The organism is Nonomuraea sp. NPDC003804, from assembly GCF_040610675.1.
GTDB lineage: Bacteria > Actinomycetota > Actinomycetes > Streptosporangiales > Streptosporangiaceae > Nonomuraea.
Genome location: NZ_JBEXMT010000051.1, coordinates 1 through 15214, shown reverse-complemented (window position 1 = coordinate 15214; position 15214 = coordinate 1). Strand labels below are relative to the sequence as shown.

At 73.0% G+C, this 15214-nt stretch carries 17 protein-coding genes; 9 read left to right on the top strand and 8 right to left on the bottom strand.

Annotation, left to right across the window (positions count from 1 at the left end; all coding sequences use genetic code 11):
• The first annotated feature begins 2 nt into the window (after positions 1-2).
• Genes hypD through ABZX22_RS42655 form a run of 3 tightly spaced genes read left to right on the top strand, consistent with a single transcriptional unit; the run spans position 3 to position 2815 of the window.
• Positions 3-1127 (top strand): hydrogenase formation protein HypD, encoded by a 1125-nt coding sequence (gene hypD / locus ABZX22_RS42665; RefSeq protein WP_354922227.1) that lies wholly within the window; start codon positions 3-5, stop codon positions 1125-1127.
• Positions 1124-2395 (top strand): hydrogenase expression/formation protein HypE, encoded by a 1272-nt coding sequence (hypE, locus tag ABZX22_RS42660; protein WP_354922224.1) that lies wholly within the window; start codon positions 1124-1126, stop codon positions 2393-2395. The genes hypD and hypE overlap by 4 nt, the downstream gene beginning before the upstream one ends.
• 24 nt (positions 2396-2419) lie before the next feature.
• Positions 2420-2815, top strand: a complete 396-nt coding sequence (locus ABZX22_RS42655) for a hypothetical protein (protein WP_354922221.1) — start codon at positions 2420-2422, stop codon at positions 2813-2815.
• A 10-nt stretch (positions 2816-2825) separates the two neighbouring features.
• Here ABZX22_RS42655 and hypF read toward each other — a convergent pair whose 3' ends face one another.
• Positions 2826-5099: a carbamoyltransferase HypF gene (hypF, locus tag ABZX22_RS42650; RefSeq protein ID WP_354922218.1), complete on the bottom strand. Its 2274-nt coding sequence runs from the start codon at positions 5097-5099 to the stop codon at positions 2826-2828.
• A 173-nt stretch (positions 5100-5272) separates the two neighbouring features.
• Here hypF and ABZX22_RS42645 point away from each other — a divergent pair, with 173 nt between their 5' ends.
• The gene (locus ABZX22_RS42645) at positions 5273-5707 is read left to right on the top strand and encodes an ATP-binding protein (protein ID WP_354922215.1); all 435 of its coding nucleotides are present in this window, start codon (positions 5273-5275) and stop codon (positions 5705-5707) included.
• 12 nt (positions 5708-5719) lie between these two features.
• Here ABZX22_RS42645 and ABZX22_RS42640 read toward each other — a convergent pair whose 3' ends face one another.
• On the bottom strand, positions 5720-6256 hold the full coding sequence (locus tag ABZX22_RS42640) for an XRE family transcriptional regulator (RefSeq protein ID WP_354922212.1): 537 nt from the start codon (positions 6254-6256) through the stop codon (positions 5720-5722).
• 84 nt (positions 6257-6340) lie between these two features.
• Here ABZX22_RS42640 and ABZX22_RS42635 point away from each other — a divergent pair, with 84 nt between their 5' ends.
• Together ABZX22_RS42635 and ABZX22_RS42630 are read left to right on the top strand one after the other, a co-directional pair.
• A complete protein-coding gene (locus tag ABZX22_RS42635; protein WP_354922209.1) occupies positions 6341-7018 on the top strand; it encodes an AzlC family ABC transporter permease in 678 nt (225 codons plus the stop codon).
• Complete coding sequence (locus ABZX22_RS42630; protein ID WP_354922206.1) at positions 7015-7338, top strand: AzlD domain-containing protein; 324 nt, start codon at positions 7015-7017, stop codon at positions 7336-7338. The genes ABZX22_RS42635 and ABZX22_RS42630 overlap by 4 nt, the downstream gene beginning before the upstream one ends.
• A 13-nt stretch (positions 7339-7351) precedes the next feature.
• Here the strand turns inward: ABZX22_RS42630 and ABZX22_RS42625 are convergent, their stop codons facing one another.
• From ABZX22_RS42625 to ABZX22_RS42615, 3 genes are read right to left on the bottom strand one after another with little or no spacing between them, the layout of a single operon-like run.
• A complete protein-coding gene (locus tag ABZX22_RS42625; RefSeq protein WP_354922203.1) occupies positions 7352-7879 on the bottom strand; it encodes a DinB family protein in 528 nt (175 codons plus the stop codon).
• 41 nt (positions 7880-7920) lie between these two features.
• Complete coding sequence (locus ABZX22_RS42620; protein ID WP_354922200.1) at positions 7921-8112, bottom strand: hypothetical protein; 192 nt, start codon at positions 8110-8112, stop codon at positions 7921-7923.
• Between the two features lie 44 nt (positions 8113-8156).
• On the bottom strand, positions 8157-9080 hold the full coding sequence (locus ABZX22_RS42615) for an aminotransferase class V-fold PLP-dependent enzyme (protein WP_354922197.1): 924 nt from the start codon (positions 9078-9080) through the stop codon (positions 8157-8159).
• Positions 9081-9224: 144 nt separating this feature from the next.
• Here ABZX22_RS42615 and ABZX22_RS42610 point away from each other — a divergent pair, with 144 nt between their 5' ends.
• On the top strand, positions 9225-9551 hold the full coding sequence (locus tag ABZX22_RS42610; protein ID WP_354922194.1) for a hypothetical protein: 327 nt from the start codon (positions 9225-9227) through the stop codon (positions 9549-9551).
• Between the two features lie 49 nt (positions 9552-9600).
• Here the strand turns inward: ABZX22_RS42610 and ABZX22_RS42605 are convergent, their stop codons facing one another.
• The 3 genes from ABZX22_RS42605 to ABZX22_RS42595 form a co-directional block, all read right to left on the bottom strand.
• Positions 9601-10827 carry an MFS transporter gene (locus ABZX22_RS42605; RefSeq protein WP_354922191.1) on the bottom strand — a complete coding sequence of 409 codons (1227 nt, stop codon included), beginning with the start codon at positions 10825-10827 and terminating at the stop codon, positions 9601-9603.
• 105 nt (positions 10828-10932) lie between these two features.
• Positions 10933-11802 carry an aldolase gene (locus tag ABZX22_RS42600; RefSeq protein ID WP_354922187.1) on the bottom strand — a complete coding sequence of 290 codons (870 nt, stop codon included), beginning with the start codon at positions 11800-11802 and terminating at the stop codon, positions 10933-10935.
• A gap of 220 nt (positions 11803-12022) precedes the next feature.
• Positions 12023-12769: a hypothetical protein gene (locus ABZX22_RS42595; RefSeq protein WP_354922184.1), complete on the bottom strand. Its 747-nt coding sequence runs from the start codon at positions 12767-12769 to the stop codon at positions 12023-12025.
• A gap of 316 nt (positions 12770-13085) precedes the next feature.
• On the opposite strand from ABZX22_RS42595, the gene ABZX22_RS42590 reads away from it, so the two are divergent.
• On the top strand, positions 13086-14198 hold the full coding sequence (locus ABZX22_RS42590) for an MBL fold metallo-hydrolase (RefSeq protein ID WP_354922181.1): 1113 nt from the start codon (positions 13086-13088) through the stop codon (positions 14196-14198).
• A gap of 2 nt (positions 14199-14200) precedes the next feature.
• Positions 14201-15124, top strand: coding sequence for a pirin family protein (locus tag ABZX22_RS42585; RefSeq protein WP_354922178.1), 924 nt, complete (start codon positions 14201-14203; stop codon positions 15122-15124).
• The last annotated feature ends 90 nt before the right edge of the window (positions 15125-15214 follow it).

Here is a 15214-nt window from a genome sequence, read left to right as displayed (position 1 = left end):
CGATGCGCTTCGTCGACGAGTACCGCGACGCCGAGAAGGCACGCGCCCTCTCCGCCAGGATCGCGAGCCTGTGCGAGCCGGGCCGGGCCTACAAGTTCATGGAGGTGTGTGGCGGCCACACCCACACCATCTACAAGCACGGCCTGGAGGACTACCTGCCCGAGACCATCACGCTGGTGCACGGGCCCGGCTGCCCGGTGTGCGTGATCCCGATGGGGCGGGTGGACGACGCCATCCACATCGCCGAGCAGCCCGACGTCGTCATGACCTCCTTCGGGGACATGATGCGGGTCCCGGGCGGGCGCGGCTCGTTCTTCGACTCCATGGCCCAGGGTGCCGCGATCCGCATGGTCTACTCGCCGCTGGACGCGCTCAAGGTGGCCAGGCAGAACCCGGACAAGCGCGTGGTCTTCATGGCCATCGGCTTCGAGACCACGGCGCCGTCCACCGCCATGACGGTGCTGCGGGCGGCGGCAGAGGGTCTCGGCAACTTCTCGGTCTTCTGCAACCACGTGACGATCATCCCCGCGATCAAGGCCATCCTGGACTCGCCCGACCTGCGGCTGGACGGCTTCATCGGCCCCGGTCACGTCTCGACCGTCATCGGCTGCCGGCCGTACGAGTTCATCGCCCGCGACTACGCCAAACCGCTGGTCGTGGCGGGCTTCGAGCCGCTGGACATCCTGCAGTCGATCTACATGCTGCTCGTGCAGCTGGCCGAGGGCCGCTCCGAGGTCGAGAACCAGTACGCGCGCGTGGTGCCCTGGGCGGGCAACCTCACAGCGCTCAAGGTCATCAACGAGGTGATGGAGCTGCGGCCGTACTTCGAGTGGCGGGGTCTCGGCTTCATCTCCCACTCCGCGCTGAGGATGCGGGAGAAGTACGCCGCCTTCGACGCCGAGCAGATCTTCGAGATCCCCGGCGGCAGGGTGGCCGATCCGAAGGCCTGCCAGTGCGGCGAGGTGCTGAAGGGCGTGCTCAAGCCGTGGGAGTGCAAGGTGTTCGGCACCGCCTGCACGCCGGAGACGCCGATCGGCACCTGCATGGTCTCCTCCGAGGGCGCCTGCGCCGCGTACTACAACTTCGGCCGCTTCTCGCGCGAGCGGGTGAGGGAGGCGACGCAGTGACCGGCGTGGAGAGGACGGGCACCGACCGGGCCCGCCTCGGCGGGACGGACCTCGGCGGAACGGGCATCGGCGGCACCGCCGACTGGGCGGAGGCGGCCGTGCGCGAGCACGCGGCCGAAGCCGAGGGCCCCAGCCGCGAGGAGCAGGTGCTCGAACGGATCGACCGGGCGCGCCGCCGCAAGGCCAGGGTGAAGGAGGAGCACATCACCATGGCCCACGGCTCGGGCGGCAAGGCGACGCAGACGCTGGTGGAGGCGGTCTTCCTGGACTCGTTCCGCAACCCGCTGCTCGAGCCGCTCGAGGACGGCGCCGTGCTGGAGGTCGGTACGGCCAGGCTCGCCTTCACCACCGACTCCTACGTGGTGTCGCCGCTGTTCTTCCCCGGAGGGGACATCGGTGACCTGGCCGTCAACGGCACCGTCAACGACCTGTCGGTGTGCGGCGCCCGCCCGCTGTACCTGTCGGCCGGTTTCGTCCTCGAGGAGGGCTTCCCCGTCGAGGACCTGCGGCGCATCACCGCCTCGATGGCGGCGGCGGCCGCCGCCGCGGGCGTGCTCATCGTGACCGGGGACACCAAGGTCGTGCAGAGGGGCAAGGCCGACGGCTGCTACGTCAACACCGCCGGTGTCGGACTGATGGACCGGCGCTTCGACCTGGGGGTCTCCCGCGCGCGTCCCGGCGACGCGATCCTGGTGTCGGGACCGATCGGCGAGCACGGCGTCACCATCATGCTCGCGAGGGGTGAGCTGGACATCGAGGCCGACCTGACGTCGGACACCGCGCCGCTGAACGGCCTGACCGCGGCGCTGCTCGACGCGTGCGCCGGCGAGGGTGACGGCGCGGGCGCCGGTGAGGGTGCCGGTGAGGGCACGGGTGAGGACGGTGGCGGGGGCGCGGTGCGCTGCCTGCGCGACGCCACCCGCGGCGGGGTCGCGACGATACTCAACGAGATCGCGCGCGCCTCGGGCGTGGCCGTGGTCGTCGACGAGGAGGCCGTCCCGGTACGGCCGGCCGTGCGCGGCGCGTGCGAGCTGCTCGGCATCGACCCGCTCTACGTCGCCTGCGAAGGCCGCATGGTCGTGGTCGTCGACGGCGCGGCGGCCGACACCGCCCTGGCGGCCCTGCGAGGGCACCCGCTGGGCGAGGGCGCCGCGCTGGTCGGCCACGTCAAGGACGATCCCGCGGGTCTGGTGCTGCTGAAGACCGCCTTCGGCGGCACCCGCATCGTCGACCTGCTGGTCGGCGACCCGCTCCCCCGCATCTGCTGACGACTTCTGACGGAGGTGCTGAACATGTCAGAGCCCCGCGAGCCCGAGGACCAGCACGGGTTCTCTCCCGACGTCGGACGCGGGAGCGAGGAGGCCCGCCAGGCCGGTGACCGTGCCTTCACGCCCGAGCAGGCCGCTCCGCCCGGCGAAGGGCGGGCGCCGTCCGAGGAGGAACGCGCCGGTGTCCCTGCCACCGACACCGAGAGTGGAACACCGCACGGCGTGGGCGAGAGCACGTCCAGGCGGGCGGAGGAGATCGCCAAGGAGGAAGAGGAGGCCGGAAGGGAGACGATCGGGGTGAAGGGCGAGTCGGGCCGGCCGTACGGCGGCTCGAGCGCCGAGGACTCCACGGGGGTGGGGCCGCAGGAGCCGCAGGACGGGGAGAGCCCGACCCTGCCCTCGGGCGACCAGGGCGGCTGACCCGCGCCGCTCAGCGAAGCCGGTCGCGGGCCGCGGCGACGGCGGCCTGGCCCAGGCTGATCCCGCCGTCGTTCGGCGGCACCCGCCGGTGCGTCAGCACGTGGAAGCCGCGCTCCTCCAGCAGCGCCGTGGCCCGCCCGAGCAGCAGGAGGTTCTGGAACACCCCGCCCGACAGCGCCACGGTGGACGGGCCGCCGGCCTGCCGTAGCCGGGTGCAGCCGTCGGCGACGGCAGCCGCGATCGCGTTGTGGAACCGGGCGGCTGTCACCGCCCGGTTCGTGCCCGCCCGCACGTCCTCCACGACCGCCCGGACCAGTTCGGCGCCGGGCACGACGAACGGCTCCTCCCCCACCAGGCGGCACGGGTAGGCGCCGTCCTCGGCCTGGTCGGCCCACTGTTCCAGCTCGATGGCGGCCTGGCCCTCGTAGGTGATCGCGTCGCGCTCGCCGACGATCGTCGCGACGGCGTCGAACAGCCTGCCCATGCTGGAGGTGGGAGGGGCGCCGACGCCGCGGCGGGCGAGCGCGACGACGGCCGCCCAGCGCTCCGCGTTGCGCCGGACGACGTCGAGGCCGGCCGGCACGTCGCCGTCGTAGGCCAGGTCGAGGTGGGCGGCGGCCATGCGCCACGGCTGCCTGATCGCCGCCGCGCCGCCGGGCATCGGCACCGTCGCCAGGTGGCCGGCCCGCCGGAAGCCGGTCAGGTCCGCGATCAGGAACTCGCCGCCCCACAGCGTGGCGTCCTCGCCGTAGCCGAGCCCGTCGAAGGCCACGCCGATGACCGGCCCCGCGACGCCGTTGTCGGCCAGGCACGAGGCGACGTGCGCGTGGTGGTGCTGCACGGCGACCAGGTCGAGGCCGTCCCTGGCCAGCGCGTACTTGGTGGACAGGTACTCCGGGTGCAGGTCGTGCGCCAGCACCTCGGGAACGATGTCGAACAGCCGCCCGAAGTGCTCGACGCCGTCGGTGAAGGAGCGCAGCGTCTCGTAGTTCTCCAGGTCGCCGATGTGGTGGGAGACGAAGGCGTGCCCGTCCCTGGCCAGGCAGAAGGTGTGCTTGAGCTCGGCGCCGCAGCCGAGGACGGGCCGGGGGAAGGGCCAGGCCAGCTCGAGCGGCTGGGGCACGTATCCCCGGGAGCGCCGCACGGGCAGCGCCTCGCCGCGGAAGACGCGTACCACCGAGTCGTCGGTGCGCATGTGGATGCGCCGGTCGTGGGTGAGGAAGGCGTCGGCGATGCCGCCCAGCCTGGGCACGGCCTCCTCGTCGACGTACATGATGGGTTCGTCGCAGACGTTGCCGCTGGTCAGCACGATGGGGGTGGCGAGTCGGCGGAGCAGGAGGTGGTGCAGCGGGGTGTAGGGCAGCATCAGGCCGAGCCAGTGGTTGCCGGGCGCCACCGGGGCGGCCACCTCGGCGTCCGGACGGCGGCGCAGCAGCACGATCGGGCGGGCCCGGCAGGTGAGCAGGCGCTCCTCCTCCTCGCCGACCTCGCACAGCAGGCGGGCGGCGGCCAGGTCGGGCACCATGACGGCGAACGGCTTGTCCTCCCTGTGCTTGCGGCGGCGCAGCGCCGCGACCGCGCTGTCGTCGGCGGCGACCGCGGCCAGGTGGTATCCGCCCAGCCCCTTGATCGCCAGGACGGCGCCGCCGGCCAGCAGCCGCGCCGTGCCCTCCACGGGATCGCCGTCGACCTGCCGCCCCTCGCGGTCGAGCAGCCGCAGGCTGGGCCCGCAGGCCGGGCAGCACACCGGCTGGGCGTGGAAGCGGCGGTCGGCCGGATCGTGGTACTCACGCGAACAGTCCGCGCACATGGCGAAGGCGGCCATCGTGGTGCGGGCCCTGTCGTACGGCACGCCGCGGACGATCGTGAAGCGCGGGCCGCAGTTGGTGCAGTTGGTGAAGGCGTAGCCGTGGCGGCGGTCGGCCGGGTCGTCCATCTCGCGCAGGCAGTCGGCGCAGGTCGCCACGTCGGGTGAGACGAGCGCCCGGCACCGCCCGCCGGTGGCGCTGCCCGCGATGACGAAGCCCGCCTGGCCCGTGGCGGGGATGGCCCCCGCGCTGATGCGCTCGATCGAGGCCAGCGGGGGCGGGCTGGCGCGCAGCGTCGCCAGGAACTCCTGGACCCGGGCGTGCGCGCCCTCGACCTCGATGAACACCCCCCGCTCGTCGTTGCCGACCAGCCCGTCGAGGCCGAGCCCGGTGGCCAGGCCGTACACGAAGGGCCGGAACCCGACCCCCTGCACGACGCCTTCGACCAGGACCATGGCGCGGACACGCCTGCTCACCTCCTCATTGTCCGTCCGGACCCGGACAGGCGAGAAGCGGGGGGCGGCAAGGGAAAGTTGGTTATGGTCGTACAGAACCGTCGACAAGGTCTGTGCTCAAATGAAGCTTCCAGGCCGGAATCCAGGCCGGCGCACCTGACGTGCGCATCGTCGAGGCGAACACCGGGAAACCCATGGAAAGACGCAAGCATCTGCGCGGCATCGTCCAGCGGCGCGCCACGGACCTCGCAGGCGAGCTCGACCACCAGCTGGCCGAGTGGTCGCGGCGTACCGGGATCGCCGTCGAGACCTGGGCGTTGCCCTCCGAGCGGGTGCCCAGGCGGGTGGTCGAGGCGGTTCTGGGCTGCTTCGCCGAGGCGCTGTCCAACGTCGAGAAGCACAGCGGCGCGCGGGCCGTCTCCGTCGCCGTGACCGTGGGCGACAAGGGGCTGCGCCTCACGGTCAGCGACGAGGGAAGGGGTTTCGTCGGGCCGGCCGCCGGCCGCGGGATCGTCGCGATGCGCGCGCACCTGGCGTCCGTGGGCGGACGCTGCACCGTCACCAGCACCCTCGGCGGCGGCACGACGGTCAGCGGGGTGATCCCGCGCGCCGCCCTGCGCGGCCTCTAGCGAGGCGGGCCGTCAGGTGTGCTCGGAGATCAGGATCCCGCTGGTCGACGGCTCCAGCGCCTCGAAGACGTGCGGCAGGTCTCCCGGATAGGAGATGTAGTCGCCGGGACGCAGCTCCACCGGCTCGTCGACGACGCCCACCAGCGCCCGGCCGGTGGCCAGGACGACGTGCTCGATGACGCCGGGCATGTGGGGATCGGAGGAGCGCACGGTGCCGGGTTCGGCCTCGATGCGGTAGATGTCGCGGCGGGCGGCCGGGGGGCTGGCGGCCAGCAGGACGGCCCGGTAGTCGGCCTGCGCCGAGGCGACCGCCACGCCCTCGTCCGACCTGATCACCCGAACCCGCGGCCGGGGCGGGTCGATGATCTGGGAGAACGGCACGTTCAGCGCCGTCGACAGCGCCCACAGGGTCTCGAGGCTGGGATTGCCCTGCCCGGACTCCAGCTGGGAAAGGGTCGACTTGGCGATGCCGGCCCGGCGGGCCACCTCGGTGAGGGACAGGCCGGCGGCGCCGCGCTCGCGGCGCAGGGCGGCCGCGATGGATTTCATGGGAACGTCCCGCTCCATGCGTTCAGCATATCATCCGGCCGTTCGATTTGACGAACACGGACAGAAGTGTTCATTCTGGACTCCATGCGTTCGATAGTACGAACACTCGACCGCGGGCTGCTGCGCGACATCGCGCTGGTGAGCCTGGCGATCGGGGTGGTGGGCATCTCCTACGGGGCGACCGCCGTGGCGGCCGGCTTCCCGCTGTGGCTGCCGGCGATCCTCGGCCTGCTCGTACTGGCCGCGGGCTCCGAGTTCCTGTTCATCGGGATCATCGCGGCGGGCGGCAGTCCCATCGCCGCGGTGGTGGCCGGGCTCGCGGTCAACGCGCGCCACCTGCCGTTCGGGCTGGCCCTGCCCGACGTGCTCGGGCGCGGCTGGCGGCGGCTGCTCGGCACCCACCTCATGAACGACGAGTCGGTCGTCTTCGCCCTCTCGCAGGAGGAGCCCGCGCGGAAGCGGGCCGCCTACTGGGCCTGCGGGATCGGCATCCTGATCTGCTGGCCGCTCGGCGCCGTGACCGGCGGCCTGGCCGGGGCCCTCATCGACGACACCGGGGCGCTGGGGCTCGACGCGATGTTCCCTGCCGTCCTGCTGGCGCTGGTCCTGCCGGCCCTGCGGGACAGGGACAAGCGCCACGCGGCGCTGGCCGGCGTCGTCATCGCCCTGGCCGCCACGCCGTTCCTGCCCGCGGGGCTGCCCGTACTGCTCTCGCTGGCCGGGCTGGCCCTCATCGCCACGCGCGCGGAGGCCTCCCGATGAACAGCCCCGTCGTGCTGGTGGCCGCGGCGCTGGTGCTCGCCGCGGGCACGTTCGCCTTCCGGCTGGCCGGCCCCCTGCTGCGTGACCGCGTCACCTTCCCGCCCCGGATGGAGCGGCTCATGGCGGCGGGCGCCGTCGTCCTGCTGGCCGCGCTGGTGGCGACGACGACCTTGACCGAGGAGGGGGGTCTGGCGGGCGTCGCCAGGGTGGCGGGCGTCGCGGTCGCCGGGGTGCTCGCCTGGCGCAGGGCGCCCTTCCTGGTGATCGTCCTGTCCGCGGCCGCCGTCACCGCGGGGCTGCGGCTGCTCGGCGTGCCCTGACCGCCGGCCGCGGTCACCGCGCTCGTGCTCCATGGAGGATACGCACCAGGCCGATCTCGGCGACGTTCTTGGTCAGCTCCACGTTGAGCCAGCCCGCCACGTCGGCCAGCGTCTGCTCCTGCCCCCACAGCCCGGCGGTCCGGTCGGCGGAGTCGAGGTCGGCGTCGGTCAGCGGCGACAGCCGCTCCTGCCAGTCCGCCTTCAGCCCGCGCAGCCACTCGGCCGCCGCGGCGGCGCCACCCGGCCAGATGATCTCCTCGCGCGGTGGCGCGCCGTCGCCGAAGCAGTGCCCGAGCGTGGTCGTCCACCAGAAGCCCATGTGCCAGGTCAGCCAGCCGATCGTGACCGCCGGCACCGGCTCGGGCTCGGGCACCTGCCAGTCGGCCACCCACCGGCCCAGCCCGTCCTGACGCACGCTCCAGCAGTGCGGCGCCGGCTCCCACAGGCACAGCGCGTCGTCGATGTCCTTGAGGTGGTGGTCGAACAGCGCCCAGGCGATGTCGAGCTGGCGCAGGAGGAGGTCGATACGGGCCACAGTCATGCGCGGGAGTCTGGCAGCGACGGCGGGCGGACTACCACCGATTATCCCGCGGCCGCCTTGGCGATCAGCGTGGCGGCGTGCCGCACCTCCTGCTCGGTGCTCCAGCGGCCCAGCGACAGCCGCAGCGCGGCCAGCGCGCGCTCCGGCGGCAGTCCCATGGCCAGCAGCACGGGCGAGGGGGCGTCGACGCCTTCGTGGCAGGCCGAGCCGGTGGAGGCGGCGATCTCAGGCACGGCGGCCAGCAGGGCACGGCCGCTGGTGCCGTCGATGCTGACGTTCAGCGTGCCGGCAGGCGCTCGTCCGGGTGACCGTTGAGGCGCACCCGGCCCGGCAGCCGGGCCTCCAGCTCCGCCTGCAGCAGGTCGCGCAGCGCGGCCAGCCGTACGGCGCTGCCGGGCAACTCGCGCCGGGCGGTCTCGGCGGCCTGGCCCAGGGCGGCGGCGAAGGCGACGTTCTCCGTGCCGGCCCGCAGGCCGCGCTCCTGGCCGCCGCCGGGGATGACGGGACGAAGCGGGGTGCCGGCACGCACGTACAGCGCGCCCACCCCCTTCGGGGCGTACATCTTGTGGCCGACCACGGTCAGCAGGTCCACACCGAGCGCCGCCACGTCGACGGCCACCTTCACGACGGCCTGGGCGGCGTCGGTGTGGAACAGCGCGCCGCTCTGCCGCGCGACGGCGGCCAGCTCGGCGATCGGCTGGATCGTGCCGGTCTCGCTGTTGCCGTAGGCGACCGACACCAGCGCGGTGTCCCCTTCCCGCACGGCCGCGCGCAGGTCGCCGGGATCGACGCGGCCGTGGCCGTCCACCGGCAGCGGCGTCACGATGAAGCCCTCGGCCCGCAGGCCGTCGCAGGACCGCAGCACGGCGGGGTGCTCGGTGGCCGGCGTGACGACCCGCCGCCGCCCGGGGTCGCCGGCGCGGACGGCGAGGGCGGCGCCGCGGACGGCCAGGGCGTCGGCCTCGGAGCCGCCGCCGGTGAAGATCACCTCCGCGGGCTCGGCGCCGAGCAGCTCGGCCACCTGCCGGCGGGCATGGTCGAGGGCCGCGCGCGGCGCGCGGGCGTAGGCGTGGCCGCTGGAGGGGTTGCCGAAGTGGGCCGTCAGGTACGGCAGCGCCGCCTCCAGCGCCTCGGGGTCGACCGGGGTGGTGGCGTTGTAGTCCAGGTAGACGGGCGCGCCCGCGAGCGCGGGATGCGTCATGGCGGCCTCCTCGGGAGCGGATGAAGATCGCGATCCCGGCCGAACGTACCAGGAGGGGCTCTCCCCGGGAAGTCAAGCTATTGCTTAGGAAAGTTTCTTTATAAAGAGTGGACTCGACCGTCCCTCTCCCCCATTGGAGCACACATGCGTCTCCGCCCCCTCGTCCTGGCCGCCGGCTTGTGCGCCGCGCTGGTCACCCTCGCCACCCCCGCCCACTCCGCCGCCGTCGTCGACGTCCCCTTCGGCCCTCTCTCGATCGGCGACTACTGCCGCGCCAAGGTCTCCTCCTCCGCCTGGATCGGCTTCTACGAGTCGAGCGGCCTGCGGTGCTACGGCAGCGCCCCCGGAGGCGGCCTGCAGTACGCCGGGTCCGGCGACCCGTACCTGGCCTGCAAGTTCCTCACGACCGACGTGGTCATGAGCGCCTTCCGCGGCACCTCCGACGCCCTGGTGTGCCGGGTGATCCGCTGACGGTCCCCTCCCGCCGCGCCCGCGAGGGCGTGGCGGCCCTCCACCGGCGCTACCCCGGCGTGCGCGTGCCTCGCAGGTGGGTCATCCCGGGGACGAGGAGCAGGCATGGCGGGATCACCAGCACGAGCCCCGCCGCGCCCAGAAGGACGGCCTGGTCGCCGGTCAGGTTCGTCAGCGGCCCGGTCACCGCCTGGCCGAACGGCATGAGGCCGAAGGTGGCGAGCCAGGCCAGGGAGGTGATCCGCCCGATCAGGTGGTCGGGTACCTCGCGGTACATCGCGACGTCCCAGCAGAGGGCGTACGTCTCCACGCCGAAGCCGGCGATGAGGTAACAGCAGAAGAGCACCCAGATCGAAGGGGCGTACAGCAGGCCGAGAGGGACGAGGGCATACAGCGACATCGCGCACATGGCCACGACTCCCGAGCGCCGGGGGCGCCAGGCCATCATCGTGACGCTGCCGATCAGCCCGCCGGCGCCGTAGCACGCGAGGGCCGTGCCGTACGCCGTGTAGGAGCCGAACATGTCCCGGCTCAGCACGGGCAGGAGCACCTGGCTGGGCGCGATCACGAACATGAGGCTGACCGGGGAGAACAGGAGCAGGGCCGTCAGCCACGGCCGGCGCCCCGCCTCGGCGAATCCCGCCGTCGCCTCCTTGAGGAGGGAACGGCGGGCGACCGGCGTCCATGACGGCTCCACGACCCCGCGGAGGGCGAGCGCGGCGGCGGCGAACACGAGCGCCGCCAGCGCGAAGGGAAGGACCCGGCTCCCGCCGGCGAGCAGCGTGCCGACCACCGGACCGGTGATGACCCCCACCCGGGTGCAGATGTTGACCAGGGCCCGGCCGGACATCCGCCGGTCCTCGTCCAGCGAGCCCGCCAGGATGGCGTTGAACGCGGGCCGGATGAACGCCTCGGCGGCGCCGACCACGAACAGGACGGTGGCCGGCAACCACACGGCGGCGGTGTGCCCGCCCACGACGATGGGCACGCTCGCCGCGGCGGCGTCGACGGCGAGCATGACGGTCAGGATCCGCCGTCGCGACAGGCGATCGGACCAGACTCCCCCTACCAGGAGCAGGCACAACGACGCGACGCCCTTGGCGGCGAGCACGACGCCGACCGTGGCCGCGTCGCCCCCGGCGCTGAGCACCGAGACGGTGACGGCGACCGCGAGGACCTGCTCGCCCACCACGAACCCGAGCTGCGCCAGCGCGATCATCCGGAAGGCGGGATTCCGCAGTGCCGTCAGATCGATGCCCGCCGGTATGAGCCGCACGATGCCAGTCCCCCGGCTTCTCTGCCCGGAGCGCGAACTCGACGAGCGCTGACGTGGCGGCCGCGAACATGCGCCGGGCGGCTTCGAGGACACTCCGGAACCCGGCTACAACAGGCTGACGGCCCGGTCAACGGCGCCCGCCACGTCTCCGTTGGCCGGATAGAGAAGCGACCGGCCGGGTACCAGGCCGAGCGCCGTCGGCATCCTGAGCGCGCGTTTCCATCGGTCGAAAATCCGCTCGGTATCGGTGCCGTCGCCGCCGAGCAGCAACACCGGCAGGGTCGAGGACGCCAGGACATGGGTCATGTCGTCGATGGCGGGGAGTTTCAGCCAGGTATAGGCGCTGCGCCGACCCAGCCCGCACGCGATGACGATCGACCGGATCACGGCCTCCGGTGACAGGTCGTTGCGGATCCTGCCGTCGATCCACCGGGAGATGAACGGCTCGACCATCGCGATCAGCTTGCGGTCGTTGAGCTCGTTCACCGCCCGCGCGGTGTTCTCCAGCACCGAAGGCGTGGCGGCGTCGTCCAGCGCGATCCTGGTCAGCGTCTTGCCCCCGTCGAAGCCCATGGCCGCGATGGTCTCCGCGTCGTAGCCGGTGAAACGGTCGTCGATCTCGAACGACGAGCCGGCCAAGCCGGTGCGGTTCATGGACCCGAAGACCGACTTGCCGTCCAGCACGCCCAGCAGCAGCAGGTCTTCCAGGATGTCGGCGGTGCCCATCACGCCGGTGACGCCTGGACGTTCCAGCGCCACGCAGAGCCGGTCCAGAAGATCGCCCCGATCCGCCATGGCCATCGGATCGCCGCCCGCGCCGAGCGCGCCGCGCGCTGGATGGTCCGCGGCGATGATCATTACTCGGCCGTGCTCGCCCAGCACGGAGGGCGCCGGTATGCGAAGCCTCGCGGCCTCGGCGATCGCCTCGGGGTTGTGCACGCGTGTCCGCACGATCTCGGCCACCCTGGCAGCCACGGCGCTCCTCCAAAGGGGCAGCTTGTCAGGACATAGTTTTGTCCTGACAAGACTTATCAGCCGGCAAACCCCGAGTCAATGCGAAGCGGATCGACGGCCGGGCGACCTGATCCGCACCCTGCGAGCCGCGGAACGCGGAGGTCGGGCGGCGCTCCGACCCGGCACGGAAGGGCGCCCGTCCTGCCCAGGGCAGGCAGCGACCGGGACCTCCGGTCGTCCTCTAGCCGGTCGGCGTGATGGGTCCGTGCAGGCGCACGCCCTCGAGGGAGAGCCGAGACTCGTAGGCCCCCGCCAGGTCGCGCAGCGCCGACCCGCAGTCGCCGTGGTAGACGGGCCCGTGCATGAGACAGAGCGCCGTCGGCTCCAGCCCGGCCAGCGCGCGCATGGTGGGACCGGTGGACGGGGTGAGACAGGTCGCGCCGTAGGCGTCCTCCGCCGCCAGCGCGGGGCTGACGATCTCCTTGTCGGTCATGGCGGGCGCCGGGCCCATCGCGGTGAACAGGTCGCCGCACAGCAGGGTGCCGGCGGTCTCCTCGTAGAACAGGCCCGCGTCCCAGCCGTGCGGGACGTGCGGCGTCTCGATCCGCCGTACCCGCCTGCCGCCCAGGTCCATGACCTCGCCGTCGGCCAGCGGCCGGGGCGGCCGGTCGGCGAGGTCGTTCACCGACACCAGGCACCCCACGCGGCCGTGCGCCACCTGGGCCCGGGGCGCGGCGGCCAGCCAGGCGTTCATCGATCCGCACTCGTCGGCCTCGACATGACCGAAGGTGATCCAGCGCAGCCGCTCCAGGCCGATGAGGCGGTCGACGGCCGCCGACACCGGGAGGAACAGCGCGCGCAGCCCGGTGTGGAACAGCAGCGGCTCCTCGGCGTCGATCAGGTACTGGTTGAACATGATGCCGGCGTCAGGGACGAACGTGGACATCCGGTAGACGTCCGGCGCGACCTCGGTGACGGTGGTGTCCATCCTGCTGCCCCCTCGCGGCGGGTCCCCCGTTCCGCCATCGTCTCACGGGGCACTGGTGATCTCCGCGGCCGGCGTCCAGTGCGCGCGTGAGGCCGGTCCCGCTCCTGCAGCCACCGGGGGCGAGCGCCCCCCGAGGCCGGATCCCTCGCAGGGGTTCGCAGGCGGGGATCCGCCCGGCCCTTCCTGCTGAGAGCGGTCTCAGGTTCGGCCGCGCGGGCGAACATATCGCGATATATCGTCCTAACCGGGAACATGTGATCCTCCGGCGGTGGTTGTCCCGGAGATACTGGCTTGTGGAGGGTGAGCGATGGCGGCGATGCGGACTGTGGGGCGATTGCTCGCGGGTGGGGCGGCGCTGGCCGCGGCGGGCTGGGCGTTGCGCGACGTGCCCGCGGAGCTGGGCGTCCGGCCGTTGACCTCGGGCGAGGAGCGGGCCGGCAGGATCCGCCGCTCGCGGCAGTTCAGGGACGGCGTCTTCTACAACCCCATGCCGGAGCCGACCAGGGTGGGCGCGCCGTCCCCCGGCCTGCTGCGCGAGCTGATGAGGGACCGCGAGTCGCGCCGTCCCCCCGGCCCGATCCCGCTGCGCACGCCCGCCGCCACGGCTCCGTCGCCGACCGGGCTGAGCGTCGTCTGGTACGGCCACGCCTCCACGCTCGTGGAGATCGAGGGCAGGCGGGTGCTGTTCGACCCGGTGTGGAGCAGGCGGGTCTCCCCCACGCCGTTCGTCGGCCCGCGGCGGCACCACCCGGTGCCCGTCGCCATCGAGGAGGTGCCGAAGCTCGACGCGATCGTCATCTCGCACGACCACTACGACCACCTGGACCTGTCGACGGTGCGCCGGCTCACCCGCATCTCCAAGGCGCCGTTCCTGGTGCCGCTCGGCATCGGCGCGCACCTGGAGCGATGGGGCGTGCCGCTGTACCGGATCATCGAGCTGGACTGGGAGGAGGAGGCGATCGTCGCGGGGCTGCGTTTCGTCTCGACGGCCGCCCGCCACTTCTCCGGCCGGTCTGTGACCCGCGACGACACGCTGTGGGGTTCGTGGGTGGTCGCGGGGGCCCGGCGCAGGGTCTTCTACGCCGGCGACTCGGGCTACTTCGAGGGGTACGCCACGATCGGCGCGGACCACGGCCCGTTCGACCTCACGCTCATGCCGATCGGCGCCTACAGCCCAGCATGGCCCGACATCCACATGAACCCGGAGGAGGCGGTGAACGCCCACGTCGACCTGGGCGGCTCGGTGCTGCTGCCGGTGCACTGGGCGACGTTCACCCTGGCCCTGCACCCGTGGTCGGAGCCGGTCGACCGGCTGTGGCGCGAGGCCAAGGCGCGCGACGTCTCGATCGTGGTCCCGCGTCCCGGCGAACTGGTCGACACCGCCTCGGTGCCGGCGGTCGACGCCTGGTGGCAGGCCGTACAGTCGTAGGCGTGAGCAACATCGAACCCAACCCGCAGGAGACGGTGTGCGCGGCGGGCGAGCCCGTCCGCGAGCTGGTGCGGGGGCACGAGGTCGCGCTCGGCGGGCCGCGCGCGATGACGGTCACCCGCACCCTGCCCGCCGTGGGGCGGCGCATGGTGGGCGCGTGGTGCTTCGTCGACCAGTACGGCCCCGAGACGGCCCGGATGCGGGTGCCGCCGCATCCGCACACCGGCCTGCAGACCGTCACCTGGCTCGTGGCAGGCGAGGTGCTCCACCGTGACAGCCTCGGCAGCCTCCAGCCGGTACGGCCAGGCCAGCTCAACCTGATGACGGCCGGGCGCGGCATCTCCCACTCGGAGGAGTCGCCCCGGACAGAGCTGCACGGCGTGCAGCTGTGGGTGGCGCTGCCCGAGGCGGCGCGCCACGTGGCGCCGCACTTCGAGCACCACGGCGACCTCCCGGTGGTGCGTGGGCCCGGACACGCGGCGACGGTCCTCATGGGTTCCTTCGGCGGCGCCGCCTCCCCCGCGAGCACCTACACGCCGCTGGTCGGCGTCGAGGTGTCGGTCGACGGCACGGCCGAGCTGCCGATCCGGCCCGACTTCGAGCACGCGGCGCTGACCCTGGACGGCACGCTGACCGTCGACGGCGAGGCGCTGCCCGCCGGGCCGCTGCTGTATCTCGGGCTCGGCCGGTCCGCGCTGCGGGTGTCGGGCACCGGGCGGCTGCTGCTGATCGGCGGCGTGCCGTTCGAGGAGGAGATCGTGATGTGGTGGAACTTCGTCGGCCGCACGCACGAGGAGATCGAGTCCTTCCGCAAGGAGTGGGCGGAGGGCACGCTCTTCGGCCGGGTCACCGGGTTCGACGGCGACCCGTTGCGCGCTCCCGCCCTCCCCACGGCCCGTCTCAAGCCGCGCGGCCGGACCCGCTAGTACTACATCACTAGATCGCGCCTGGTATCTGCTTGGTTTCGCTGCGTGATCAGGCTGGGACGTGCGAGCGTGTCCGCGTGTCCCAGCCTG